26 protein-coding genes are annotated in these 26,259 nt (G+C 34.6%); 21 read left to right on the top strand and 5 right to left on the bottom strand.

The window, feature by feature from the left end:
• Positions 1-53: 53 nt before the first annotated feature.
• On the bottom strand, positions 54-2,693 hold the full coding sequence (locus J2Y38_RS05205) for a TonB-dependent receptor (protein WP_291151122.1): 2,640 nt from the start codon (positions 2,691-2,693) through the stop codon (positions 54-56).
• 166 nt (positions 2,694-2,859) lie between these two features.
• On the opposite strand from J2Y38_RS05205, the gene J2Y38_RS05200 reads away from it, so the two are divergent.
• Entirely contained in the window at positions 2,860-3,885 is a 1,026-nt protein-coding gene (locus J2Y38_RS05200; protein WP_291151119.1) for a LacI family DNA-binding transcriptional regulator, read from the top strand.
• A 41-nt stretch (positions 3,886-3,926) separates the two neighbouring features.
• Positions 3,927-4,280: a hypothetical protein gene (locus J2Y38_RS05195; RefSeq protein ID WP_053471534.1), complete on the top strand. Its 354-nt coding sequence runs from the start codon at positions 3,927-3,929 to the stop codon at positions 4,278-4,280.
• Between the two features lie 44 nt (positions 4,281-4,324).
• Here the strand turns inward: J2Y38_RS05195 and J2Y38_RS05190 are convergent, their stop codons facing one another.
• Together J2Y38_RS05190 and J2Y38_RS05185 are read right to left on the bottom strand one after the other, a co-directional pair.
• Positions 4,325-4,720, bottom strand: coding sequence for a hypothetical protein (locus tag J2Y38_RS05190; RefSeq protein ID WP_309840267.1), 396 nt, complete (start codon positions 4,718-4,720; stop codon positions 4,325-4,327).
• Between the two features lie 61 nt (positions 4,721-4,781).
• A complete protein-coding gene (locus J2Y38_RS05185) occupies positions 4,782-5,333 on the bottom strand; it encodes a hypothetical protein (protein ID WP_309840264.1) in 552 nt (183 codons plus the stop codon).
• A gap of 116 nt (positions 5,334-5,449) precedes the next feature.
• Between J2Y38_RS05185 and J2Y38_RS05180 the strand changes: the two genes are divergently transcribed.
• The 6 genes from J2Y38_RS05180 to J2Y38_RS05155 all read left to right on the top strand — a co-directional run bounded on the left by J2Y38_RS05180 (position 5,450) and on the right by J2Y38_RS05155 (position 13,260).
• Entirely contained in the window at positions 5,450-8,224 is a 2,775-nt protein-coding gene (locus J2Y38_RS05180) for a 2-oxoglutarate dehydrogenase E1 component (RefSeq protein WP_309840262.1), read from the top strand.
• A gap of 74 nt (positions 8,225-8,298) precedes the next feature.
• Entirely contained in the window at positions 8,299-9,549 is a 1,251-nt protein-coding gene (gene odhB / locus J2Y38_RS05175) for a 2-oxoglutarate dehydrogenase complex dihydrolipoyllysine-residue succinyltransferase (protein WP_180857161.1), read from the top strand.
• A gap of 222 nt (positions 9,550-9,771) precedes the next feature.
• Positions 9,772-10,104, top strand: coding sequence for a hypothetical protein (locus J2Y38_RS05170; protein ID WP_309840257.1), 333 nt, complete (start codon positions 9,772-9,774; stop codon positions 10,102-10,104).
• 13 nt (positions 10,105-10,117) lie between these two features.
• Positions 10,118-10,417: a hypothetical protein gene (locus J2Y38_RS05165; RefSeq protein ID WP_073483744.1), complete on the top strand. Its 300-nt coding sequence runs from the start codon at positions 10,118-10,120 to the stop codon at positions 10,415-10,417.
• Between the two features lie 5 nt (positions 10,418-10,422).
• A complete protein-coding gene (locus J2Y38_RS05160; protein WP_309840254.1) occupies positions 10,423-11,988 on the top strand; it encodes a PepSY-associated TM helix domain-containing protein in 1,566 nt (521 codons plus the stop codon).
• A 162-nt stretch (positions 11,989-12,150) separates the two neighbouring features.
• A complete protein-coding gene (locus J2Y38_RS05155) occupies positions 12,151-13,260 on the top strand; it encodes a PepSY-associated TM helix domain-containing protein (protein WP_309840249.1) in 1,110 nt (369 codons plus the stop codon).
• Between the two features lie 55 nt (positions 13,261-13,315).
• On the opposite strand, the gene J2Y38_RS05150 is transcribed toward J2Y38_RS05155, so the two are convergent.
• Positions 13,316-13,666: a toxin-antitoxin system YwqK family antitoxin gene (locus J2Y38_RS05150; RefSeq protein WP_180857155.1), complete on the bottom strand. Its 351-nt coding sequence runs from the start codon at positions 13,664-13,666 to the stop codon at positions 13,316-13,318.
• Between the two features lie 210 nt (positions 13,667-13,876).
• Positions 13,877-14,875, bottom strand: coding sequence for a TlpA disulfide reductase family protein (locus J2Y38_RS05145; RefSeq protein ID WP_309840244.1), 999 nt, complete (start codon positions 14,873-14,875; stop codon positions 13,877-13,879).
• A gap of 157 nt (positions 14,876-15,032) precedes the next feature.
• On the opposite strand from J2Y38_RS05145, the gene aspS reads away from it, so the two are divergent.
• The 13 genes from aspS (at position 15,033) to nuoK (ending at position 26,255) form a co-directional block, all read left to right on the top strand.
• Positions 15,033-16,784, top strand: coding sequence for an aspartate--tRNA ligase (gene aspS / locus J2Y38_RS05140; RefSeq protein WP_309840242.1), 1,752 nt, complete (start codon positions 15,033-15,035; stop codon positions 16,782-16,784).
• A gap of 302 nt (positions 16,785-17,086) precedes the next feature.
• A complete protein-coding gene (locus tag J2Y38_RS05135; protein WP_007137066.1) occupies positions 17,087-17,281 on the top strand; it encodes a cold-shock protein in 195 nt (64 codons plus the stop codon).
• A 243-nt stretch (positions 17,282-17,524) separates the two neighbouring features.
• Positions 17,525-17,890 (top strand): NADH-quinone oxidoreductase subunit A, encoded by a 366-nt coding sequence (locus tag J2Y38_RS05130; RefSeq protein ID WP_053471573.1) that lies wholly within the window; start codon positions 17,525-17,527, stop codon positions 17,888-17,890.
• Between the two features lie 158 nt (positions 17,891-18,048).
• Complete coding sequence (locus J2Y38_RS05125) at positions 18,049-18,597, top strand: NADH-quinone oxidoreductase subunit B (protein WP_057121621.1); 549 nt, start codon at positions 18,049-18,051, stop codon at positions 18,595-18,597.
• 1 nt (position 18,598) lies between these two features.
• A complete protein-coding gene (locus J2Y38_RS05120) occupies positions 18,599-19,120 on the top strand; it encodes an NADH-quinone oxidoreductase subunit C (RefSeq protein ID WP_053471546.1) in 522 nt (173 codons plus the stop codon).
• A 25-nt stretch (positions 19,121-19,145) separates the two neighbouring features.
• Positions 19,146-20,384, top strand: coding sequence for an NADH-quinone oxidoreductase subunit D (locus tag J2Y38_RS05115; protein ID WP_053471547.1), 1,239 nt, complete (start codon positions 19,146-19,148; stop codon positions 20,382-20,384).
• A 141-nt stretch (positions 20,385-20,525) separates the two neighbouring features.
• The gene (gene nuoE, locus J2Y38_RS05110) at positions 20,526-21,056 is read left to right on the top strand and encodes an NAD(P)H-dependent oxidoreductase subunit E (protein ID WP_133523518.1); all 531 of its coding nucleotides are present in this window, start codon (positions 20,526-20,528) and stop codon (positions 21,054-21,056) included.
• 1 nt (position 21,057) lies between these two features.
• On the top strand, positions 21,058-22,428 hold the full coding sequence (nuoF, locus tag J2Y38_RS05105) for an NADH-quinone oxidoreductase subunit NuoF (protein ID WP_309840189.1): 1,371 nt from the start codon (positions 21,058-21,060) through the stop codon (positions 22,426-22,428).
• Between the two features lie 172 nt (positions 22,429-22,600).
• Complete coding sequence (locus tag J2Y38_RS05100; RefSeq protein ID WP_309840187.1) at positions 22,601-23,632, top strand: 2Fe-2S iron-sulfur cluster-binding protein; 1,032 nt, start codon at positions 22,601-22,603, stop codon at positions 23,630-23,632.
• Between the two features lie 2 nt (positions 23,633-23,634).
• Positions 23,635-24,690 carry an NADH-quinone oxidoreductase subunit NuoH gene (gene nuoH, locus J2Y38_RS05095; protein WP_309840185.1) on the top strand — a complete coding sequence of 352 codons (1,056 nt, stop codon included), beginning with the start codon at positions 23,635-23,637 and terminating at the stop codon, positions 24,688-24,690.
• A 160-nt stretch (positions 24,691-24,850) separates the two neighbouring features.
• A complete protein-coding gene (locus tag J2Y38_RS05090) occupies positions 24,851-25,396 on the top strand; it encodes an NADH-quinone oxidoreductase subunit I (RefSeq protein ID WP_053471551.1) in 546 nt (181 codons plus the stop codon).
• Complete coding sequence (locus J2Y38_RS05085; protein WP_073483764.1) at positions 25,396-25,935, top strand: NADH-quinone oxidoreductase subunit J; 540 nt, start codon at positions 25,396-25,398, stop codon at positions 25,933-25,935. Before J2Y38_RS05090 ends, J2Y38_RS05085 begins: the two co-directional genes overlap by 1 nt.
• Positions 25,935-26,255, top strand: coding sequence for an NADH-quinone oxidoreductase subunit NuoK (gene nuoK / locus J2Y38_RS05080; RefSeq protein WP_012023318.1), 321 nt, complete (start codon positions 25,935-25,937; stop codon positions 26,253-26,255). The genes J2Y38_RS05085 and nuoK overlap by 1 nt, the downstream gene beginning before the upstream one ends.
• Positions 26,256-26,259 lie beyond the last annotated feature (4 nt).

The following is a 26,259-nucleotide window of genomic DNA, read 5'->3' as shown; positions in this document are numbered from 1 at the left end:
GTGCGGAGACGCACTGCTGTGCGCCTCTACAGTAACTTTGCGTATATTTAGATTTAGAAATTAACCGCTACAGAAAATCTAAACGCGCGTCCTAAAATAGGTCTTGCCATAAACACATCGCTTGCTGCAGATGTTGTTTGTCTTGGATCTCCTTCTGTTAAACCAATTTCGTTGAATAAATTCGATGCATCGACTGCAAAACGAAGGTTTTTATACGTATAATTTAAACCTGCTCCAACTTCTTTATAAGCCGGTAAAACTTGTTTGTTATCCTGATTCGTGAATTTTTTATCGTAATAAGAGAACTGAACGTAAGCTGTAAAATCTTTTGTAATATCAACTTCTGGTCTTAGGTTACAGAAAAATTTAGGGATTCTTCTTGCTGTATTTCCGTTGAAATCAAAAGTAGAACCGTCGGCATTTGTTCCTGTAAAGTTATCGTACTCTGGTTTTTGAACCGTGAATGTAAAGTTCAGTTTTACGAATTCATATCTCGCATTAGTTTCTACTTCAAGACCAATGTTGTTTACGTCGGCAAATTTATTTTCTGAAGATCCATCAGATAAAATATCAGTGAAAGCAACGTTTTTCAAATTCATGTGAAATAAATTCGCATTTACAGAGAAGAAAGAACTTGAATATTTATAACCTAATTCAAACTGATTTACTTCTGTATTTTCTAATTTGCTTAAATCGGCTGCATTATCATAAAATGATTCTTCAATTGGGGATCTAAATCCGTGGCTGTAACGAACGTATGATGCCATATTATCATTGAATTTGTAGTTTCCAGCGGCAGTATACGACCATTCGCTTACATCATATCTCCAATAGGTGTACGGATTTCCTTTTACAGTTGTTACTGCATCATCGGCCGTGTTGTTGTCTAAAATTCCTAAATCTTCCGAGAAAAATCTAGCGTTGTCTCTGTATCCGGAATATTTGTCTTTGTTGTATCTTAAACCTGCGTTGAAAGTCAAATTATCTGTAGCTTTAATTTCTGCGTCAGCATAAATATCATTCAAAAGTCCTTTTGTTTGCGCATCTCTTTCTAACCAAGTAATTCTTTCAACACCATTCCAGGTATGATCCACTCCGGTTGTATTATCTTTTACGTTTAATAATCTTGGATTGTCTGAAACGCCTACTAAATAGGAATTCCAGTTCCAGTATTGATTTGATTTCCAGTTAGAATAGTAGTAACCAGCTGTTAATTTCACAGGATCTAAATCAAAAGAAAAAGAGAAATTATTCGCAAAATTGTTCATTTTCTTTTCAATGTGCCAAAGGTCTGCTCTCATAATTAAAGCATTTGGATCAAGAGTAGCTCCGTTATCTACATAACTATAAGTCAAATTACTAGCCGTTGTATTTTGAACGCTTGTTGCATAAGCATCTTGTGTCCAAGGCCCGCCATTTGGGAAAATAGCATTGTAATTTAAATCGATGCTTGTTTGTTTGAAAGCATTTTTGAAAGTAACCTTATCTGAAATTTTCTTTTTGAATTCAGCTCCAATTGAGTTGATAACTGGGTGAGAACCATCTTCTAAATCTGCGCTAAAAGTTCCGCCTCCATATTGAGGAACATTTAAATGACTAAAGTTTACCGAAGTCAACGTTCCGTAATTTGGATTAAATCCGTCGATACCTTCAATTTTTCCGTTATTGCTTTTTAAAGGAATTGGCAAATAGAATGTATTTCTGTCATCAAGATGTTTAAAGTTAACTCTTAAATAATCGTTGTCGTCAAATTTATAAGTGATGTTTCCTTTTATTTGCCCGCCTTTATTAGCTGTAAAACCAGTATTTCTTACGCCATTATCAGCTCTGTAGAATCCGCCGACATTAAAAAACAATTTATCCTGAATTAAAGCTCCAGATAAATTAAGGTCAGTTCTGAACATACCGTAGTCTGAAGTCGTGAATTTTGCTCTTCCCTGAAAATCATTCTGACCTGTTTTTGAAATAAAGTTGATAATTCCCCCAGGAGCATTGTTTGCAAAAATTGACGCAGAACCTCCACGAACAGCTTCCATTTTGCTTACCGTTTCATCTAATCTGTAAAAAGTATCGGCGTTAGCAAATTGTAAAGCTCCATCTTCAAAAACCGGTAATCCGTCTTCCTGAATCTGTACATATTCATATGCTCCCGCAGACGGAATACCTCTTGCAAAAAGGTTATTTCCAATTTCTCCTCCAGATGCTTCAACTACAAATCCCGGAATTGTCTGCAATAAAGCCGCCGTACTTGATGGCGCTCTGTCTTCGATTGCTTTGGCTCCCATTGTAGTAATGGCAACGCTTGATTCTAGTTTCGATCTTGGGGCAGATGAACCTGTTACCACAACTTCTTTCAAGCTTTGAGATTCGGTTTCTAAAAGTAAATCTGCCACTACAGATTCTCCTTCTTTTACCGAAATTTCTTTACTGTATGTTTTGTAACCCACATTTGTTGCTTCTACAACATAATTTCCGGCAATAACATCCGTAAAAACATAGCGTCCGTTTTCATCTGTTATCGTATTTTTTCCCGTGTCTTTTAAAGATACATTTGCTCCCGGAATAGATTGTCCGGTTTCATCTAATACTTTTCCAGACACCGTATTTTTTGCCTGAGCAAATAAATTATTTGGAACAGTAATTAAGCATATTATCAAAAATAATATACCTAAGTAAGAGTGTTTCTGTTTCATGATTTTTTTGGTTTAGTTAGTAAATTTTTCATTTGTACTGTAAACTTAAAACACTAATTAAACACAATTTAGCAATTCTAAATCGAAAACGTTTTCGAAATCACCTAAAACGTTTTCGGAAATATATTTTTTATCAATGAAGTTTATTTTTTACTACATTTATTTCATGAATGATACAAAATTAATAGATATAGCCTCGGCCTTAGGAATATCAGTCACAACGGTTTCAAAGGCATTAAAAGGATATACAGACATTAGCAAATCGACGCGCGCCAAAGTTATCGAAATGGCCGAAACGATGAACTATATGCCTAATTCTGTAGCGGTTAATTTAAGAACCAACGAAACCAAAACCATTGGTGTCATTATCCCTGCAACGGTTCATCACTTTTTTTCGAGTGTTTTAAATGGCATTTTAGAAGAAGCCGAAAAAAGAGGTTATTTAGTTATCATTCTGCAATCAAACGAAAAATATGAAATGGAAAAAAAACAGCTTGCTTTATTGATTCAAAAGCGGGTTGACGGCGTTTTAATGTCTCTTTCAAACGAAACGGATGACTTCTCTCATATTAATGAAGCAATCCGAAAAAATACGCCTGTTGTTTTGTTTGATAAAATTGCCAAAAGAGTAGAATGTTCTAAAGTGGTTATCAATGATGCCAAAGCAGCTTATGATGCTGTTACGTATCTTATTAATAAAGGTTATAAAAAAATCGCTCATTTTAGAGGTTCTTATGTCCCTCAAAATTCTATTGATCGATTTTTAGGTTATAAACGCGCGCTCGAAGCTCACGGAATTGAGTACGATTCGAAATTAGTTTACGTTTGCGATAACAATACAGATTTTGAAGACGGCTACGAAAATGCCCAAAAAATCATGAACGAACATCCGGATATCGATGCCATTTTTGCGATTACAGATTTAGTCGCTATCGGGATTATTAAATATTTTAATGAAGCGGGAATAAAAACGCCGGATCAGGTAGCGGTTTTTGGCTTTAGTAATTGGTTTATGAGTACCGTTATTTCTCCTAAATTAACGACAATTGATCAGCCCGGATTTGAAATGGGACACACAGCAGTTTCTATTTTAATTGATGAAATTGCCGATATAAAAGAACACAAACCGGTAACGCATCAAATTATAGAACTTCCAACCAGAATCATTGAAAGAGAATCAACGGTTAAATGATTTTTTAGTTTTAACTTTGCCTCAATTCTTAAAGAGCATCAATGTTTCCAATTCCTGAAAATACCGATTTTTTATTGGCTGATGCCGAAAGAGAAAATTTATATTTAAGTCTGATTGAGCAAATCAATAAAGATTTTAATCTGGCCAATGAAGGAATTGATTTTCCGCTTAGTATTTCTCCCGAAGAATTAAAAATCCAGCTTCACGAAAAAATCTACCGAATGATTCAGTACAAGTTTGCTGAATATTTGAATCTGCTTTATATTATTGATGTTTCTGAAATTGAAATCAAAAAACTCGATGGGTCTGATTTAGTAATTCTTGCTGAACAAGTTGCTTTTCTAATCTTAAAAAGAGAATGGCAGAAAGTGTGGTTTCGTAATCACTATAAATAGAGGTTCTAAGTTGCTGAGATACTAAGGTTCTAAGATTTTGAAACTTATATTTCATTCCACATAAAAAACTTTTCATCTCTTTTTACAATTGGCTCATTATTTTTATCAAATGGAATATATTTATCATTTTCCAAAATAAAAACTTGTTCACTATTTAAAATTTCATTCAGCTGTTTGGTTAATTCTTTTAATTCTTCTTTTTGGTTATTTCCTCCTGAAGCTCCTATGTGAAAATGCCAATCACATTCTTTTTTATAGTTTTCTAAACCAATTGTTATTTCTAAATCGTAAGTCGCTATCCACAAAAATCTGTTTCCACTTACACTTTTAATAGAACAATCAAAAGAATGATCTTCTTTGAAATCAACATTTTCTAAAAATTCAGGGTGATTTTTTTTTAAATATTTTAAAGTTATTTCAGAATATAAAGCTTGATTCATTTGAGTATTTTTATTCGCAATTCAAAACTTAGAAACTTAGTATCTCAGCACCTTAGCATCTTTAGAAATAAACTCTCACAAAAGGCATAAACCCAGAACCATAAAGGCTTTTATCAGGATCATATAAAACATCGTAGCGAGCGCCAATTGTTACATTTCCAGTTCTGTAACCAGCTCCAAGATACAAGGCGGTATTCCAATAACTATCAGAAAAAGCCGGTCTGTTGATGTTGGCTTCATATCTTGTATCTACTCTTACTTGCTCTAATTCGGCAGATAATTGAACTTCCGGAATTGGGTTTACAAGCGTAATTAAACTTCCGCCATAAACATACGATTCGTAATAGTTTTTTGAAGATAAGTAACCAAATTGTAAACCAACACCAAAGGAAACAATTTCGTTAACATTGTAAATCGCGCTTGGCATTACTGAGATGTCTGTGTAACCAGAACCAATTCCTAAACCGAGTCCGCCTCCAAACTGCACTTTATCCCAGAAATGGTTTTTGTTATCAATAACATACGTTTGCTGCGCATTTGCGTAACATGAGAATAAGACTGTCAAAATCACAAAAAAAGATCTGCAATCGATTGAAAAATGTTTTTTCTTCATAGTTAACGTTTATTTTAACAAATTTTTACGTAAAAGTACGTAAAAAAAAGGTTTAAATAAAGTCGATTGTTGTACTTTTGCCTTTCTATTTAACAAAAAGTATATTCACTAATATTATGGATAGGTTTTCATTTTTAAATGCAGCGCATACCGAGTTCTTTGCACAATTATACGATCAATATTTAGTTAACCCAGACAGCGTTGAGCCAAGCTGGAGAAGTTTTTTTCAAGGTTTTGACTTTGGACAAACGACTTATAATGACGAAAATCCTGTGCAGACGATTGTTGAGTATGTGACTAGCCCAAACACAGATTACAGTCAGGTTTCAGACAAACTGCAAAAAGAATTTAATGTTTTAAAATTAATTGATGGATACCGTACGCGCGGACACTTGTTTACAAAAACAAACCCTGTTCGTGACCGTAGAACTTCTTCTCCTACTTTAGATATTGAGAATTTCGGATTATCAGCAGCTGACCTTTCAACTGTTTTTGATGCTGCGCAGACAATCGGAATCCCGCCTTCTTCATTAGAAGCTATCGTAAATCGTCTTAAAGCTATTTACTGCCAGCATATTGGTATTGAATATATGTACATCAGGAATCCTGGCGTTGTAAAATGGATTCAGGAAAAACTGGCGGTTAATGTAAACCAGCCAAATTTCTCTACAGAAGAAAAGAAAACAATCTTAAATAAATTAAATGAAGCTGTTTCTTTCGAGAACTTCCTTCACACTAAATATGTTGGACAAAAACGTTTTTCACTAGAAGGTGGAGAATCTATTATTCCAGCTTTAGATGCTTTGATCGAGCAGGCTGCAGAAAAAGGTGTTGAACAATTCGTAATGGGAATGGCTCACCGTGGTCGTTTGAACGTTTTGGCAAACATCTTCGGAAAATCTACTCAGGATATTTTTGGTGAGTTTGACGGTAAAGATTACGATCAGGAATATTTCGACGGTGACGTAAAATACCACTTAGGTCTTACTGCCGACAAAAAAACAAGATCTGGAAAAAGCATCAACATCAATTTAGCACCAAACCCTTCTCACTTAGAAACGGTTGGAGCTGTAATTGAAGGTATTACAAGAGCGAAACAAGATAAATATTTCCCAGAAGATTTCTCTAAAGTATTGCCAATCGCGGTACACGGAGATGCTGCAATTGCAGGTCAGGGTATTTTATATGAAATTATTCAGATGGCGCAGCTTGACGGCTACAAAACTGGAGGAACAATTCATATTGTAATTAACAATCAGGTTGGTTTTACAACTAACTATTTAGACGCTCGTTCATCAACTTATTGTACAGACGTTGCTAAAGTAACTTTATCTCCGGTATTACACGTTAATGCTGATGATGCAGAGGCAGTTGTACACGCAGTATCTTTTGCTTTAGATTACAGAATGCAGTTTGGACGTGACGTATTTATCGATTTATTAGGATACAGAAAATACGGTCATAACGAAGGTGACGAACCTCGTTTTACACAGCCGGTTTTATATAAAATCATCGCAAAACATAAAAATCCAAGAGATATTTATGCTGAAAAATTATTGTCAGACGGCGTAATCGATGCATCTTATGTAAATGCTTTAGAAAAAGAATACAAATCTGCTTTAGAGGAAAACTTAGAAGCTTCCCGTAAAAAAGATTTGACAATCATAACTCCATTCATGAAAAACGAATGGGATGGATTTGTTCAGGTAACTGATACACAAATGCTTCAAAAAGTAGATACTACTTTTGACAAAAAAGGATTGGATTCTATCATTAATACAATCTCAACTTTACCAGCTGATAAAAAATTCATCAGTAAAATAACTAAAATTGTTACGGACAGAAAAACTGGATACGACAATAACACTCTTGATTGGGGAACTGCAGAAGCATTAGCTTACGGTTCACTTTTAACAGAAGGATTTGACGTTCGTATTTCTGGTCAGGATGTTGAAAGAGGAACTTTCTCTCACCGTCACGCTGTAGTTAAAGTGGAAGATTCTGAAGAAGAAGTAATTCTATTAGACGGAATCGAAAACAAAAAAGGAAAATTCGGCGTATTCAACTCACTTTTATCTGAGTACGGTGTTCTTGGTTTTGATTATGGATATGCATTAGCAAATCCAAAAGCGTTAACAATTTGGGAAGCACAATTTGGAGATTTCTCAAACGGAGCTCAAATCATGATTGACCAATATATTTCATGTGGTGAAGATAAATGGAACAACCAAAATGGTATTGTTTTATTATTGCCTCACGGATACGAAGGACAAGGTGCAGAACACTCTTCTGCAAGAATGGAGCGTTACTTACAACTTTGTGCAAGACAAAACATGTATGTTGCCGATTGTACAACGCCAGCCAACTTCTTCCACTTGTTAAGAAGACAAATGAAAACTAATTTCCGTAAACCTTTAGTAGTTTTCTCTCCAAAAAGTTTATTACGTGATCCAAGATGCGTATCTACAGTTGAAGAGTTAGCAAAAGGAAGTTTCCAGGAAACAATTGATGACAATACAGTAGATAAAAAGAAAGTAAAAACGTTAGTTTTTGTTACCGGTAAATTCTACTATGACATCGTTGCAGAAAGAGAAAACAACGGAAGAACTGATGTTGCAGTTGTTCGTATCGAACAATTGTTCCCATTACCAGTTGAGCAATTAAAAGCAATTATCGCACAATATCCAAATGCTGATGATTATGTTTGGGCTCAGGAAGAACCTAAAAACATGGGAGCTTACAGCTTTATGTTAATGAACTTTGATCTTGTAAAATGGAGATTGGCTTCATTAAAAGCATACGCTGCTCCGGCATCTGGAAGTTATACACGTGCAAAACGTCGTCACGCAGATGCAATTAGAATGGTATTCGATAAAAATTTATTCAGATAAAAAGAAAATGTTTCAAGTTTCAGTCCCGATAGCTATCGGGATTGAAACCATAAAAACCTTAAACAAAAACAAAGATGATTTTAGAAATGAAAGTCCCATCACCAGGGGAATCAATAAAAGAAGTTGAAATTGCAACTTGGTTAGTAAAAGACGGAGATTATGTAGAAAAAGATCAGGCTATTGCTGAAGTTGATTCAGATAAAGCTACTCTTGAATTACCTGCTGAAATGAGCGGTGTTATTACACTAAAAGCTGAAGAAGGTGATACAGTAGCTGTAGGCGCTGTAGTTTGTTTAATTGATACGGATGCAGCAAAACCTGCAGGCGGCGCTCCGGCAGCAGAAGCTCCTAAAGCTGAGGCACCAAAGGCTGAAGCTCCAAAAGCAGAAGTAAAAGCTGAGGCTCCAAAAACAGCTCCGGTTCAAGCTCCGGCAGCAACAAGTTACGCAGCTGGAACTCCATCTCCTGCAGCAAGAAAAATATTAGACGAAAAAAACATAGCTCCAGCTACAGTTTCAGGAACTGGTAAAGGCGGAAGAATTACTAAAGATGATGCTGTAAATGCAGTACCTTCTATGGGAACTCCAACTGGTGGAAGCCGTGGAACTGAGCGTACAAAATTATCTATGTTACGTCGTAAAGTAGCAGAAAGACTAGTTTCGGCTAAAAACGAAACAGCTATGCTTACTACTTTCAACGAAGTAAACATGACGCCAATTAACCAAATTCGTAATGAATACAAAGATGCTTTCAAAGCTAAACATGGTGGTTTAGGTTTAGGTTTCATGTCATTCTTTACAAAAGCAGTTACAAGAGCTTTACAATTGTACCCAGATGTTAACTCAATGATGGATGGTGATTACAAAATTGCTTACGATTTTGCTGATATCTCAATCGCAGTTTCTGGACCAAAAGGATTAATGGTTCCTGTTGTTCGTAATGCAGAATTATTAACTTTCCGTGGAATTGAAGCTGAAATCAAAAGATTAGCTTTAAGAGCTCGTGATGGTCAAATTACTGTTGATGATATGACAGGTGGAACTTTCACTATTACAAATGGTGGTGTTTTTGGAAGTATGTTGAGTACTCCAATCATCAACCCTCCTCAATCAGGAATTTTAGGAATGCACAACATTATTGAGCGTCCAATTGCTGTAAACGGAAAGGTTGAAATTCACCCAATGATGTATGTTGCACTTTCTTACGACCACAGAATTATCGACGGACGTGAGTCTGTTGGTTTCTTAGTTGCTGTGAAAGAAGCTTTAGAAAACCCATTAGAATTATTAATGAATGGCGATGCTAAACGTGCTTTAGAATTGTAATCAGAATAATTTTTCAATTATATACAGAACCTGTTCATTCATTTGAGCAGGTTTTTTTATTTATAGTATCGAATTAAATCATTTTATTTTTAAAATTTAATTTAGAATAAATAAAAATAGCTTGCATTGTTGGCATTCATGACTTAGATTTGCAGAATCAAAAACAATTTAAAATTATCCTTTTTATAAACTAAGCGATAATTTAATTCAATCTGTAAAATCATGATAACAATAGCAAGCCTTATCGTTTTTTTAGCTTTTTATACACTTTACTACACTTCAAAAAGAGCCGCATTATCGTATGATTTTGGTTTTGAAAAATGGATGCAGAAAAATCCAAAACAAACTAAAATTACTGGTTTAGCACTTCTTGTAACAGCTTATGCAATCTGGCTTTTTACTCAGTCTTTAGGAAGCGGAACTTTAATGTTTTTTATTCAGCTAATGACCATTGGGAGTTTAATTATTATTCTTAGACCATTAAAAAAAGTAAATAGTAAAGCACTTTTAACCATCTTGATTCTTGTTGCTTTATTAGAACTTTATTACAATTAATCTTTTTTGACCAATGCCAGCAAATTCAAAATATTTAACTCCTGCCTTTTGGCCTCGTTTTGCCAAAATTACCGCAGCAATTTTAGGCGGTTACTTTGTTTCAGTTACCTTTCATTTAGCTTTAGCTTCCTGGTTTAATCGTCCGGAGGTTTTAATGACAATGGCTTTTAGCGGATTTATACTTTGGGTTGTTTTGATGGTCTTGGCTTTCTTAGCCAAAAGCGGATTGAAAATTTGGGGAATTTACATTCTTCTTACTTTAGTTTTTTCTGCTCTTATTTATCTTGGTCAAACTTATAATCCCGTTGCGTAATCCTTATGAATAATCGCCATTATAATATTTATTTTCATACACATACCGTTAGCGGAATTGTAATTAGTGTTGTGCTTTTTGTGATCTTTTTTGCAGGGTCTTTTTCTTTTTTTAGAGATGAAATCATCAATTGGGAAAGAAGCGAATCTACTGCCATTACAAAAGAAATTGAATTAGATTACAATAAAGCTTTAAAAAATCTTGATAAAGAATACGTTTTACACGGAAGAAATATAACAATATCTAAACCTTCTACAGAAAACAGAGTTGCCGTTTATATGGAAGGCACCAAAGATACTTTGGCTCCAGCCAAACAAAAAGAAGGAACTTTCTTTTATCTGGACAACAAAAAATTCAAATCATACACTTACGAAGAATCTTATTCTTTAGGTGAATTTTTATATCGTCTGCATTTCCTGGCTCAGATTCCGTATCCGGTTGGATATTATCTTTCAGGATTTACAGCTTTGTTTTTCTTATTTGCCATTGTAACAGGGCTTTTACTGCATTGGAAAAAAATTGTTTCTAACTTTTATGTTTTCCGTCCAAAAGAAAAATTAAAAACATTGTGGACGGATGCACATACAGCATTAGGAATGATCGGACTTCCGTTTCAATTTGTTTATGCTGTAACCGGAGCATTTTTCATGATTAAACTTTTAATTGTCGCGCCTGCTGTAATGGCTTTGTATAAAGGCGACGAAAACAAATTATATAAAGAATTAGAGTACAACGATCCTGATTTTAAATTTGACAATAAAAAATTAGCGACGCCTTTTAATATCAATCAGCTTGTTTCTAAAGCAAAAAGCAATTGGTCTGATTTTGAAATTACCCGAGTTTTTATTCAAAATTATGGCGATGCCAACATGCACGTTTTAGTTGAAGGTGAATTATTGAGTGACAAAAAATTTACCGGAATTGGAAAAGTAGTATATCGCATTGCTGACGGAAAAGAAGTTGCCCGCAAAAATCCTGTTACTCAAAATGGCTATATTGATGTTGTAAAAAATGTTTTATATAGAATTCACTTTGGTGATTACGGCGGATATGCACTAAAAATCGTCAGTTTCATTTTGGGAATTATAACGTGTTTTGTCATTATTTCCGGCGTTATGATCTGGTTAGTGGCAAGACAAAAGAATAATTTACCCGAAAAGAAAAGACGTTTCAACGCTGCAGTTGTACGCATTTATCTGGCCATTTGTTTGAGTATGTATCCAATTACCGCTTTGGCTTTTATTGGTTCAAAAATATTTTATCCTTTAAGTCAGTCCAGCTTATTCAGTTTATATTTTGGCGGATGGCTTATATTGACTGTATTCTTTATCATTAAAAAGAATGATGATTTTACGAATAAGTTTTGCTTAATTTCTGGAAGTATTTTAGGTTTCCTAATTCCAATCACAAACGGAATTGTTTCCGGAGATTGGTTTTGGATTTCGTTTATGGAACACAAAATTCAGATTTTCTTTATTGATGTTTTCTGGATTGCTTTGGCTTCCATATCACTTTATACTGCATATCATTTAAAGCCTAAAAAAGAAGTTGTTGCAGAAACAAAAGTTTAAATTTTTCCGCCACGAATTTCACGAATTTGCACGAATTAAATTTGTGGAAATTTGTGAAATTCGTGGCTAACTTTTTTTACTTTTTGAGCAATAGCTTAAAATTAGCATAAATTATTTGCCCTCTATTGATTTTGCGTCTACTTTTACGCTTTTAATCAAAAAATGGGATTTAAAACGCAAATACGTTTTCTACATAAATGGCTCGGATTAATTTCCGGGCTTATTGTTTTTATAGTCTGTATTACGGGCTGCATATTCTGTTTTCATGATGAAATAAAAGACATTACCCGAAAAGAATGGCGTTTGGTTGAACCTCAAAACAAACCTTTTTTAATGCCATCTGTTTTACAGGAAAAAGCAAAAGAAATTCTTCCAAAGAACAAACAGTCAATGGTTTCGTATTATGGAAGAAATCGTTCGGCAATTGTTTTCACCTATTCTGATACCGAAAATTTATATCTCTATTTTAATCCATACACAGGAGAATATCTAAAAACTGAAAATCCCAAAACCGATTTTTTCATCATTGTCGAATATATTCACTTGTATTTGCTTCTGCCGGATTATATCGGAAAACATATTATTGGCGTTTCGACCCTAATTTTTATTGTTTTATTGATTTCAGGAATTATACAATGGTGGCCAAAACGAAGAAGCGATGTCAACAGAAGTTTTACTATAAAATGGTCCGCAAGATGGCGTCGTGTAAATTATGACTGGCACAATACTTCCGGATTTTATATCGCACTAATTGCACTTATTCTAGCCATAACCGGATTGACTTTTACATACGAGTGGGTTGGCGACGGAATTTACAAAACATTCAATTTTGGCGGAGACAAAGCTGCCGAAACAAAAGCGCCTGTAATCGACACAACAAAATTCGATTCAAATACTATAACAGCTGTCGATCGGGCTTTTATTGAAACCATGAAATTACAGCCAAAAGCCGAAATGCTTTTTGTTATATATCCGCAGCAAAAAGGCGACATCATCAGCACCGGAGCATATCCCCATACATTACGATACGATCATCAAAGCAATTATTATTTTCATCCACAAGACGGAAAATTAATTCAAAGTGACCCATATCAATCAAAAAGTTTAGGTCTTCAGGTTGTCGAAATGAATTACGGAATCCACACGGGACAAATTTTAGACTTACCCGGAAAAATTATTGCTTTTACGGTAAGCTTAATTGCTTCCGCTTTACCTGTAACCGGTTTTATAATTTGGTTTGGAAGAAGAAAAAAATCTAAAAAACAGGCATAAAAAAACCGTCCCGTTTTTCAACAGGACGGTTTTTTTATAAATCGTCGAAACTTAATTAGTTTCTGTTTGCTAAAGCATTTTTCTGTAAGTTTTTAACTGAGGCTACTTTATTGTCAACATAAGCAACTTCACTTAAGTTGTTGTTGTCATTAAAATAAATCCATTTTCCAGTTTTAACTCCGTCTGTGTATTCTCCTATGGCTTTTTTATTTCCTCTTTCATCATAAGATACCCAAACACCATCTAATTTACCATCCTTAAAGAAGCCTTCTTGCTGTACTCTGCCATTATCATAATAATAAGTAGCTTTTACTTTGTTTCCAACAGCTTCTAATTCAGGATTTACTTCTTGTGCAGCTAATATTCCAGAGAACAACAACGCTGCTAAAATTACACTCTTTTTCATATCTTTAGGTCTTAATGTTAAGAAATCATTATCAAATATAGTTAATTGTTTACATTAAAAAAACTTTTACTTAACAATTTGGTAACATTGAATAAAAACTTAACATTGGAAATTTCCCAAAAACAAAAAAACCAACGCTGAGGCATTGGTTTTACTGGTGTTTTAGTAAAAAACTAAAACTACGATAACGTTATAAATTTAATGCATAAATTAGTTCAATAATGAGTCTAACTGCTTTTCAAGGTCTGGAGAAGAGGGTCTTGATGCATTTGCATCGACAACATTACCTTTTGGATCAATTAAAATGAATCTTGGAATTCCAGTTACATTATAACTAGTTACAAACTCCGATTTCCATTCATTATCAGAAAATAACTGAATACCTCCTAGTTGTTTATCGGTTACAAACTTTTGCCATTTATCATGATCTTTTGGCGTGTCTATCGAAATACTTACGAACTCAATATTTTTTCCATGATATTTTTCTTCCACTTTTTGCAAATATGGAATTTCTCCTCTGCAAGGTCCGCACCAAGTTGCCCATAGATCAATATAAACATATTTTCCTTTTAAATCAGAAAGTTTGGTTTTACCTCCTTTATGGTTTTCATAATCAAAATCTGGAGAAGGTTTATTGCTCATTTTTGCAATATCCTGAGCTTCTTTGCGATATTGAGAGATTTCTGCAATTGCGTTAGCTCCATTTTCTGTTTCAATTTTTACAAATTCTGGATCTAGATTTTTATCTTTTAAGCGAGCAGCATCGCCGGCTTTTTTTGCATCGACCAATTTATTAAAAGCAGCATCATCTAGAGCAATGACACTATTATCGTAAAGTTTTTCATCGGCTAAAATACGCTGCGCTAAAATGTTGTTTTCGGCACTTCCTTTACCAGTGTAAACAATAGATTCATCAAATTGTTTGGCATCCATTTTCAGTTTTATATCGTAACCGTTTTTTAGAAACAATTCTGTCGATTCTACACCATCATATAATCGGCTTCTGCCTCCATCAACAGACAGAGTATCTTTAAAAATACCATTCTTATCGACATAGATGGTTTTGATTACTCTGCCTTCATTAATAATCTTTATAATGTCAGTATTTCTGTTGGCGATATTTGCTTCAAAAGTTACATACTTTTTAGATTGTGCGCTGATATTCAAAGCACTGAAAAGTACTAAACCTGCAATAAGAAGTTTCTTCATAGTATTAAAGTTTGTTTTTAGTACATCAAATCTAAAGAAATTACAAGTTCAAAATTTCAGAATTAACAAAATATTTTAAATTAATAATCATCTAGTTGCACACTTTGTTATATTAATTTGAATTTTGTGTTTACTTTTGCAGTCTAAAATTGAGATTATGTATAGAAGTCATAATTGCGGCGAACTAAACGCTTCAAATATTAATACCGAAGTTACACTTGCGGGCTGGGTTCAAAAATCACGTGATAAAGGATTTATGAACTGGGTCGATTTACGCGACCGTTATGGAATTACACAGCTTATTTTCGACGAAAGTCGTACCGATAAAACTGTTTTTGAATTAGCCAAAACTCTTGGTCGTGAATTTGTAATTCAGGTAAAAGGAACTGTTATTGAGCGTGAAGCTAAAAACAAAAACATTCCGACTGGTGAAATCGAAATTTTAGTTTCTGAATTAACGATTTTAAATGCTGCTTTAACGCCTCCTTTCACAATTGAAGATGAAACTGACGGTGGTGAAGATATCAGAATGAAATACCGTTATTTAGATATTCGTAGAAATCCGGTAAAAAACAGCTTATTGTTCCGTCATAAAGTAGCAATGGAAGTTCGTAAATATCTATCTGATTTAGATTTCTGCGAAGTTGAAACTCCTTATTTAATCAAATCAACTCCGGAAGGAGCAAGAGATTTCGTTGTACCAAGCCGTATGAACGAAGGACAGTTTTATGCTTTACCGCAATCTCCGCAGACTTTCAAACAACTTTTGATGGTTGGGGGAATGGATAAATATTTCCAAATTGTGAAATGTTTCCGTGATGAAGATTTACGTGCAGACCGTCAGCCGGAGTTTACACAAATCGACTGCGAAATGGCTTTTGTAGAACAAGAAGACATTTTGAATGTTTTTGAAGGTTTGACAAGACATTTATTAAAAGAAATTAAAGGTATAGAAGTAGATAAATTCCCAAGAATTACCTACGATTATGCTATGAAAACATACGGAAATGACAAACCGGACATTCGTTTCGGGATGAAATTTGGTGAGTTAAACGAATTTGCACAGCACAAAGAATTCCCAGTTTTCAATTCAGCTGAATTAGTAGTGGGAATTGCAGTTCCGGGAGCAGGAAATTATACCCGTAAAGAAATTGACGGATTAATTGACTGGGTAAAACGTCCGCAAGTTGGAGCGTCTGGAATGGTTTATGTAAAATGTAATGAAGATGGAACTTTCAAATCATCTGTAGATAAATTCTACGATAATGATGATTTAGCAAACTGGGCAAAAGCTACAGAAGCAAATCCTGGAGATATGATTTTTGTACTTTCCGGACCAGCTAACAAAACCCGTGCGCGGCTTTCTGCACTTCGTATGGAATTAGCAACTCGTTTAGGATTGCGTAATCCTGAAGAATTTGCTCCATTATGGGTTGTTGATTTCCCATTATTGGAACTTGACGAAGAAAGCGGTCGTTACCATGCTATGCACCACCCGTTTACATCTCCAAAACCAGAAGATATGGCTTTGTTGGAAACAGAACCGGGAAAAGTTCGTGCCAATGCTTACGATATGGTTTTAAACGGAAACGAAATTGGCGGTGGATCAATTCGTATTCATGATAAAGCGACACAACAGTTAATGTTCAAGTATTTAGGATTTACTGAAGAAGAAGCAAAAGCACAGTTTGGTTTCTTAATGGATGCTTTTCAATTTGGAGCGCCTCCTCACGGTGGTTTAGCTTTTGGTTTAGATAGATTGGTTGCCATTTTAGGCGGTCAGGAAACTATTAGAGATTTTATCGCTTTCCCTAAAAACAATTCAGGACGCGATGTGATGATTGATGCTCCATCAACAATTGATGAATCTCAATTGAAAGAATTACACATTAAAATTGATTCTATTTAATTAATAGAAATTTAAATATTTAAAAACAGCTGAAATTCAGCTGTTTTTTTTATGCAATAAAGTCACAAAAAATAATGGGCTGATTTACATTTATTGAGATATTAAATTCCTACAAGTTCATCTTTTTGATATTCTTACAATTAACGATTCTCAAATTATGGTATTTCATATATAATTTGATGCAATAAACTACGTAAAAACACTGGAAATCAATAATTTTTACAAAAAATTAACAGGTAGATGTCTTTTGTATGAATTTATATATTACATTTGCTTTATTATAAATTATTATTACAATTACAATGCGTACAGGTACAGTAAAATTTTTCAATGAATCTAAAGGTTATGGATTCATTACAGACGAAGAAACAGGAAAGGACATCTTCGTTCACGCTTCAGGAATTAACGCGGAAGAATTACGCGAAGGTGACCGTGTAAGCTATGAAGAAGAAGAAGGAAGAAAAGGGAAAGTTGCTGCTAAAGTAGCAGTAATCTAAGAAAAATATAGCAATTTATTTTTTTTGCCTCTGAATGGTTTTAAAAACGTTTCGATTTATTTCGAAACGTTTTTTTTTGTCCATTTCTTAAAAAAATATTAAAAAAAGCATGTCTTATTTATAATCAATAAAAATTACATGTAAACGCGCTTTCATGGTGTACTTATATCTCCCTTTAGTTTGTGATTTACATAGTTGAAAGTTATCTTTGTGGCTTATTCTTTAAGTAAAAAAGCTAAGCTTATGCAATCTGATCAATACAGTTACATTCCTATCTTAATGCAGTTCATTCTGGCTGTTGGTTTTGTGGTAGGAACAATCATTATTTCTGGAAAATTAGGCCCAAAAAGAACCTCTGAAGTTAAAGATAAAAACTTCGAGTGCGGTATCGAATCTGTTGGTAATGCCCGTATTCCTTTTTCTGTAAAATATTTTCTGGTAGCAATTTTGTTTGTATTGTTTGACGTAGAGGTAATTTTCCTTTATCCGTGGGCAGTAAACTTTAAAGATCTTGGTATAGAAGGAATGCTTAAAATGGTCGTTTTTATGGCTTTACTTTTAGTTGGTTTTTTCTACATCATCAAAAAAAGAGCTTTAGACTGGGAATAAAAAAGATTTTAGATTTTAGATTTCTGATTTTAGATTATGTCTTGAATTAAAATTTAAAATTTAAACTCAATTGAAATTTAATACTGATTTAAAAAATTGATTTTACTTTTTACGATTTCAACAAATCTAAAATCTAAAATCAGAAATCTAAAATAAAAATGAGCGATTCAAATGTAAATATGGTTGCGCCACCGGAAGGGGTTGTAGGAGAAGGTTTCTTCGCTACAAAACTAAATGACGTTGTTGGTTTGGCACGCGCGAATTCTCTTTGGCCTTTACCTTTTGCAACATCTTGCTGCGGAATTGAGTTTATGGCAACAATGGCTTCACATTACGATTTAGCACGATTTGGATCTGAGCGTGTGAGTTTCTCTCCTCGTCAGGCAGATATGTTATTGGTAATGGGAACTATTTCTAAAAAAATGGCTCCAATTTTAAGACAAGTTTACGAACAAATGTCTGAGCCGCGCTGGGTAATTGCTGTTGGAGCTTGTGCTTCATCAGGTGGTGTTTTCGACACTTACTCAGTTTTACAAGGAATTGATAAAGTAATCCCGGTTGACGTTTACGTTCCTGGATGCCCGCCAAGACCAGAGCAGATTGTTGACGGTGTAATGAGATTACAAGAATTGGTAAAAAGCGAATCTGTTAGACGCAGAAGTTCACCAGAATACCAAGAATTATTAGCTTCATATAATATCTCATAAGATGGCTTTAGAAAATACCCTGATTCAAGATAAACTTACAGAAACATTTAATAACGATGTTTTTAACTTTCAGCAAGAAAGAGATATTTTTTCTTTAGAAGCTTCAGCTGATAAAATTACAGCGTTGATTTTATTCCTTAAAAACGATTCTGAACTGCGTTTTCACTTTTTAACAGATTTATGCGGGGTTCATTACCCGGACAACGATTCAGAACGTCAGTTTGCTATCGTATATCATTTGCACAACTGGTACGAAAACAAACGTTTGAGAATCAAAGTTTATCTAAACGGCGAAAAACCAGAAATCAAAACTGTTTCAAATATCTTTTTAAGTTCAAACTGGATGGAAAGAGAAACATACGATTTCTACGGAATCAATTTTATTGGCCACCCGCAATTGAAACGTATTTTGAATATGGATGAAATGGTGTCTTTCCCAATGAGAAAAGAATTCCCAATGGAAGACAGCGGAAGAACTGATAAAGACGACAGATTCTTTGGAAGAACAACAACAAATTGCTAAAAAATAAATAATTCAACATTATAAAATGTCAGAACTATTATTACCACCAGAGCATCGTTATGCTAAAATAATTAAGGAGAAACTAAACGAAGACGGAAGCGAGCTTTCAGTACTGAATTTAGGTCCTACCCACCCTGCGACTCACGGTATTTTTCAAAATATCCTATTAATGGATGGTGAAAGAATTCTGGAAGCTGAACCAACTATTGGTTACATCCACAGAGCTTTCGAAAAAATTGCCGAAAATCGTCCGTTTTACCAAATTACTCCTCTTACAGACCGTATGAACTATTGCTCCTCTCCTATTAATAATATGGGATGGTGGATGACATTAGAAAAACTATTAGGTGTTGAAGTTCCAAAAAGAGCGCAATACTTAAGAGTTATTGTAATGGAGCTGGCTCGTATTACAGACCACTTAATCTGTAACTCGATTCTTGGGGTTGATACTGGTGCGTATACTGGTTTCTTATACGTTTTTCAATTTAGAGAAAAAATCTACGAAATCTACGAAGAAATTTGTGGAGCTCGTTTGACTACAAATATGGGAAGAATTGGTGGTTTTGAAAGAGACTGGTCTCCAGAAGCTTTCAAAAAACTTGATAAATTCCTTGAAGAATTTCCAGTTGCCTGGAAAGAATTCGAAAACTTATTTGAAAGAAACAGAATTTTCCTTGACAGAACTGTAAACGTAGGTGCAATTTCTGCCGAACAAGCAATGGCTTACGGATTTACGGGTCCAAACTTACGTGCTGCCGGAGTTGATTACGACGTTCGTGTAGCTCAGCCTTACTCATCTTACGAAGATTTTGATTTTATTGTCCCTGTTGGAAAATCAGGTGATACATACGATCGTTTCTGTGTTCGTAATGCTGAAGTTTGGGAAAGTTTAAGCATTATTCGTCAGGCTTTAGAAAAAATGCCGGAAGGAAACGAATATCATGCTCAGGTTCCTGATTATTATCTTCCTCCAAAAGAAGATGTATATAATTCGATGGAATCATTAATCTATCACTTTAAAATTGTAATGGGAGAAGTTCCTGTTCCGGTTGCCGAAATTTACCATCCTGTTGAAGGAGGAAATGGAGAGATAGGTTTTTATTTAGTTACAGACGGAAGCAGAACTCCATATAGATTACATTTCAGAAGACCTTGTTTTATTTACTACCAGGCATATCCTGAAATGATTAAAGGTGCGTTACTTTCTGATGCGATTGTTATCCTTTCGAGTTTAAACGTAATTGCAGGAGAACTAGACGCGTAAAAAGATTGCAGATTTTAGAATTTAGATTGCAGATTGGAAGATCTAAAATTTAAAATCAGAAATCTAAAATTTAAAAAGAATGCAGATTATAGATCCAGATTGAAAAATCTAAAATCTAAAATCTAAAATCCAAAATAAAAAATGGAACGTAAACATTACAAACAAGAAATAAATATGACTGAGGCATTGATCGCTCGTATCAATGAATTGATTAGTCATTATCCGGAAGGCAAACAAAAATCGGCTCTACTGCCTGTTTTGCACGAAGTGCAGGATGCGCATAACAACTGGCTTAGCACTGAACTGCAGGACAAGGTTGCCGAAATTCTTCAGATAAAACCAATTGAGGTTTATGAAGTGGTTACTTTTTATACCATGTTCAACCAAAAACCAATTGGAAAATACATGTTTGAATTTTGCCAGACGTCTTGTTGTTGTTTAAGCGGTGCCGAAAATTTAATGGATTATACTTCTGAAAAATTAGGCATTAAAATGGGCGAAACAACTCCAGACGGAATGTTTACCATTGCTGGTGTAGAATGTTTAGGTGCCTGCGGATACGCTCCGATGATGCAGTTAGGTGATTTCTACAAGGAGAAATTGACAGAAGAAAAAATCGATCAGTTAATCGCTGATTGTAAAGATGATAAAATAATATTACACGATAAATAAGATGTCACAAAAAATATTATTAGATAAAATCAATATTCCTGGAATTAAAACCTACGAAGTATATCGCCAAAATGGTGGTTATGCATCTGTAGAAAAAGCTTTAAAAACACTTACACCGGATGAAGTTACTGAAGAAGTAAAAAAATCAGGTCTTCGCGGCCGTGGTGGTGCAGGTTTCCCTGCCGGAATGAAATGGAGCTTTATTGATAAAAAATCAGGAAAACCAAGACATTTAGTTTGTAACGCCGATGAATCTGAGCCGGGAACGTTCAAAGATCGTTATTTGATGGAATTTATTCCTCACTTATTGATCGAAGGAATGATTACTTCTAGTTACGCTTTAGGCGCTAACCTTTCGTATATCTACATTCGTGGAGAATATATGTGGGTTTTCAAAATTTTAGAAAGAGCAATCGCCGAAGCTAAGGCTGCCGGATGGTTAGGAAAAAATATTTTAGGTACGGGTTACGATTTAGAGTTACACGTTCACTGTGGAGCCGGAGCTTATATCTGTGGAGAAGAAACTGCACTTATTGAGTCTTTGGAAGGTAAAAGAGGAAATCCTCGTATTAAACCACCTTTCCCAGCGGTTTCAGGACTTTGGGCGAACCCAACAGTAGTAAACAATGTTGAAACTATTGCAACGGTGCCTTGGATTGTAAACAACTCTGGTGACGATTATGCTAAAATTGGAATTGGACGTTCTACTGGAACTAAATTAATTTCTGCATCTGGGCACATCAAAAATCCTGGAGTTTATGAAATTGAATTAGGTTTAAGCGTTGACGAATTCATGAATTCTGATGAATATTTAGGAGGAATGTCTTCAAACCGTCCATTAAAAGCATTTGTACCGGGAGGTTCTTCTGTGCCGATTTTACCAGCTGAATTGATTTTCAAAACAGCAAACGGTGAAGATCGTTTAATGACTTACGAATCTTTAAGTGATGGTGGTTTTGCTACCGGATCGATGTTAGGTTCTGGAGGATTTATTGTTTACAACGATACTGCTTGTGTCGTAAGAAACACTTGGAACTTTGCACGTTTTTACCACCACGAATCTTGCGGTCAATGTACGCCTTGCCGTGAAGGAACAGGATGGTTAGAAAAAATCTTATGGAGAATTGAAAACGGTCAAGGCCGTGAAGAAGATATCGAATTGCTTTGGAGTATTCAAAGTAAAATTGAAGGAAACACAATTTGTCCTCTAGGAGACGCCGCTTCTTGGCCAGTAGCAGCAGCGATTCGCCATTTTAGAGATGAATTTGAATATCACGTTCGTTTCCCTGAAAAAATCAAAAATAGAGATCACTTTGTTGCTGAACCTTTTTCACAAGTAAAGCATTTAGTAGGCGGTAAAGTAATCGTATAAAAATAAAAAGCAGAAAGTTATAAAGTTCAAAATGTTAAAAAGGACAGCAATTCTTTTCAATATTCCGACTTTCAACAAAAAAGTTTAAAATAGTTTCAAGTTTCAAGTTTTTTTTAGTTTCAGGTTAAAAACTGAAACATGAAACATGAAACTAAAAAAACAAAATTAAGAGATGAAAGTAACCATAGACGGTCAAAGTATAGACGTAGAGCCAGGAACAACGATCCTGCAGGCTGCACGTATGATTGGTGGAGATTTGGTTCCGCCAGCCATGTGCTATTACTCAAAATTAAAAGGCAGCGGCGGTAAATGTCGTTGTTGTTTAGTTGAAGTTTCGAAAGGTAGTGAAGTTGACCCTAGACCAATGCCAAAATTAATGGCATCTTGTGTAACAGGATGTATGGACGGAATGGAAGTAAACAGTAAATCTTCTGCCAGAGTTACCGAAGCACGTAAATCTGTAACAGAATTTTTATTGATCAACCACCCATTAGACTGTCCTATTTGTGATCAGGCTGGTGAATGCGATCTTCAAAATTTAAGTTTTGAGCACGGAAACCCAAAATCACGTTTTATTGAAGAAAAAAGAACGTTTGAACCAGAAGATATTGGTCCAAATATTCAACTGCATATGAACCGTTGTATTTTATGCCAAAGATGTGTACAAGTTGCAGATCAATTGACAGACAACAGAGTTCACGGAGTATTAGATCGTGGTGACCACGCTAATATTTCAACCGGAATTTCTAAAGCAATCGACAATGAGTTTTCTGGAAACATGATTGACGTTTGTCCGGTTGGAGCTTTAACTGACAAAACTTTCCGTTTTAAATCAAGAGTTTGGTTTAATAAACCTTATAACGCACACAGAGAATGTACTACTCCTGGATGCTGCGGTAAAACTACAGTTTGGATGTTTGGTGGAGAAATTCAACGTGTAACTGGTCGTAAAGATGAGTACCATGAAGTAGAAGAATTCATTTGCAACAGCTGTCGTTTTGATCACAAAGATGTAAATGACTGGGTTATTGAAGGACCAAGAGAATTTGAAAAAGATTCTGTTATCAACCAAAATAACTACACTCAGAAATTGGAGAAAGTAGAAATTGATACCGAAAAGAATATTCTATTAGGTAGAGATATCGACCGTAAAAAAATTAGTATGGCTGAAATTCCATTAAACACTAACAACAAAATTTCTTAACAATGGTTGATGGTGCATTTATTATAGAAAAAAGTGTTGTAATTGTTGTCGTTTTTGCGGTAACAATGATTATGGCAATGTATTCTACTTGGGCAGAACGTAAAGTTGCTGCTTTTCTTCAGGATCGTGTTGGGCCAAACCGTGCAGGTTGGGGAGGTTTACTACAGCCGCTTGCCGATGGTATGAAATTATTCTCTAAAGAAGAATTTTTTCCAAACACACCAAATAGATTTTTATTCATTGTAGGTCCGGCAATTGCCATGAGTACAGCTTTGATGACAAGTGCTGTAATTCCGTGGGGAGACAGACTTCATCTTTTTGGAAAAGATATTATTCTTCAGGCAACTGATGTAAATATTGCTTTATTATACATTTTTGGAGTTCTTTCTGTTGGAGTTTACGGTATCATGATTGGTGGATGGGCTTCTAACAATAAATTCTCATTAATGGGAGCTGTTCGTGCAGCTTCTCAAATGGTTTCTTATGAAGTTGCTATGGGATTATCAATGATTGCATTATTGATGATGACCGGAACAATGAGTTTAAAAGAAATTTCATTACAGCAGCAAGGAATGAACTGGAATGTTTTTTATCAGCCGGTTTCGTTTTTAATATTCTTAATTTGTTCATTTGCAGAAACTAACAGAACTCCGTTCGATTTAGCAGAATGTGAAAACGAATTAATTGGAGGTTACCATACCGAATATTCATCAATGAAAATGGGATTCTATTTATTTGCTGAATATGCAAGTATGTTTATCTCTGCTACTATTATTTCAGTATTATTCTTTGGAGGTTATAACTATCCTGGAATGCAGTGGATGGTAGAAAATGTTGGAGTAAATACCGCTAATCTTTTAGGAATTGCCGTATTATTTGTAAAAATATGTTTCTTCATATTCTTTTACATGTGGGTGCGCTGGACGATTCCAAGATTTAGATATGACCAATTAATGAACTTAGGCTGGAGAATTTTAATTCCGCTTTCGATTATTAATATTATGATTACGGGCGCTGTTATTTTAAGACACGATATCGCAGCCGCTTTAGGATTCTAAGAACCCGTAATGCCCTAGCCCTGATAGAAGCGGCATCCTTTTATGGTGGGGTTCACCATAAAAGATAAAGCGGATAGCAGGATTAAGCTTCAAATAAAAATAAAATAGATTTTGAATTTGACTGACTTCAAATTGTAAATCATAAATCATAGATTAAAAAATGTCAATAGAAACTATATCATTATCGGGTAGAAAAAAAGTGGTCTCTAATAAAGAGATGACTTTTATTGAACGATTGTATCTTGTGGCGATTGTAAAAGGTTTGGCGATTACGCTTAAGCATCTTTTTAGAAAAAAAATTACGATTCATTATCCGGAGCAAGTTCGTGAAATGAGCCCGGTTTATCGCGGTCAGCACATGTTGAAACGTGATGAGCAAGGCCGTGAAAACTGTACTGCCTGCGGATTATGTGCTTTATCATGCCCTGCAGAAGCTATTACAATGAAAGCTGCTGAACGTAAGCCAGACGAGAAACATTTATACAGAGAAGAAAAATATGCTTCGATTTATGAAATAAATATGCTTCGTTGTATTTTCTGTGGTTTATGTGAAGAGGCTTGTCCAAAAGATGCTATTTATTTGACAACTTCTAAGGTTTTAGTTCCTGCAAGTTATGAAAGAGAAGATTTCATCTTTGGAAAAGACAAATTAGTGATGCCTTTAGAAATGGCTATTAAAAATTCACAACTTAATAACGCTAACTAATGATACATATTCCTGATTTCGCAAACGCAACTCCAGTAGGTGTTATATTTTGTATTTTAGCGTTTATTACAGTAATAACTGCATTTTTAACCATTTTTAGCCGAAACCCAATTCACTCTGCTATTTACTTAGTGATTTGTTTTTTCTCTATCGCTGGTCATTATTTATTATTGAACTCTCAATTTTTAGCTGTTGTACATATAATAGTTTACTCTGGAGCGATTATGATTTTGTTCCTGTTTACGATTATGTTGATGAATCTTAACGAACAAAAAGATGTTCACCGACCAAGGATTACACGTTTAGGAGCTGTTGTTTCTTTCTGTTTAATTGTTATTGTTTTAATTGCAATTTTCATCAATTCTAAACCAATTGTTGGAGATTATGATTCAACCGGAGAAGATTTCCAATCTATTAAAGTATTGGGTAAAATATTGTTGAACGAATATATGGTACCTTTTGAATTTGCTTCGATTTTACTTTTGGTTGCGATGATTGGAACTGTATTATTGTCTAAAAAAGAAAAATTAAATAAATAATGGGTAATATATTAAATCAAATAGGTATTGAAAATTACATCTTTTTAAGTGTTGTACTTTTTTGTATTGGTGTTTTTGGTGTATTGTACAGACGAAATTCAATTATCGTTTTCATGTCTATCGAGATCATGCTAAATGCAGTAAACCTTTTATTTGTGGCTTTTTCAACTTACCATCAGGATGCACAAGGACAAGTTTTTGTATTCTTTTCGATGGCGGTTGCTGCTGCTGAAGTTGCGGTAGGATTGGCGATTTTAGTTTCTATTTTCAGAAACATCGGTTCAATTAGTATCGATAATTTAAAAAATTTAAAAGGATAAAATA

Origin of the sequence: Flavobacterium sp. 2755, assembly GCF_031455715.1 — a bacterium.
Lineage (GTDB): Bacteria > Bacteroidota > Bacteroidia > Flavobacteriales > Flavobacteriaceae > Flavobacterium.
The sequence above is the reverse complement of the archived record's forward strand: the minus strand, read 5'-3'. Positions and strand labels throughout refer to the sequence as shown.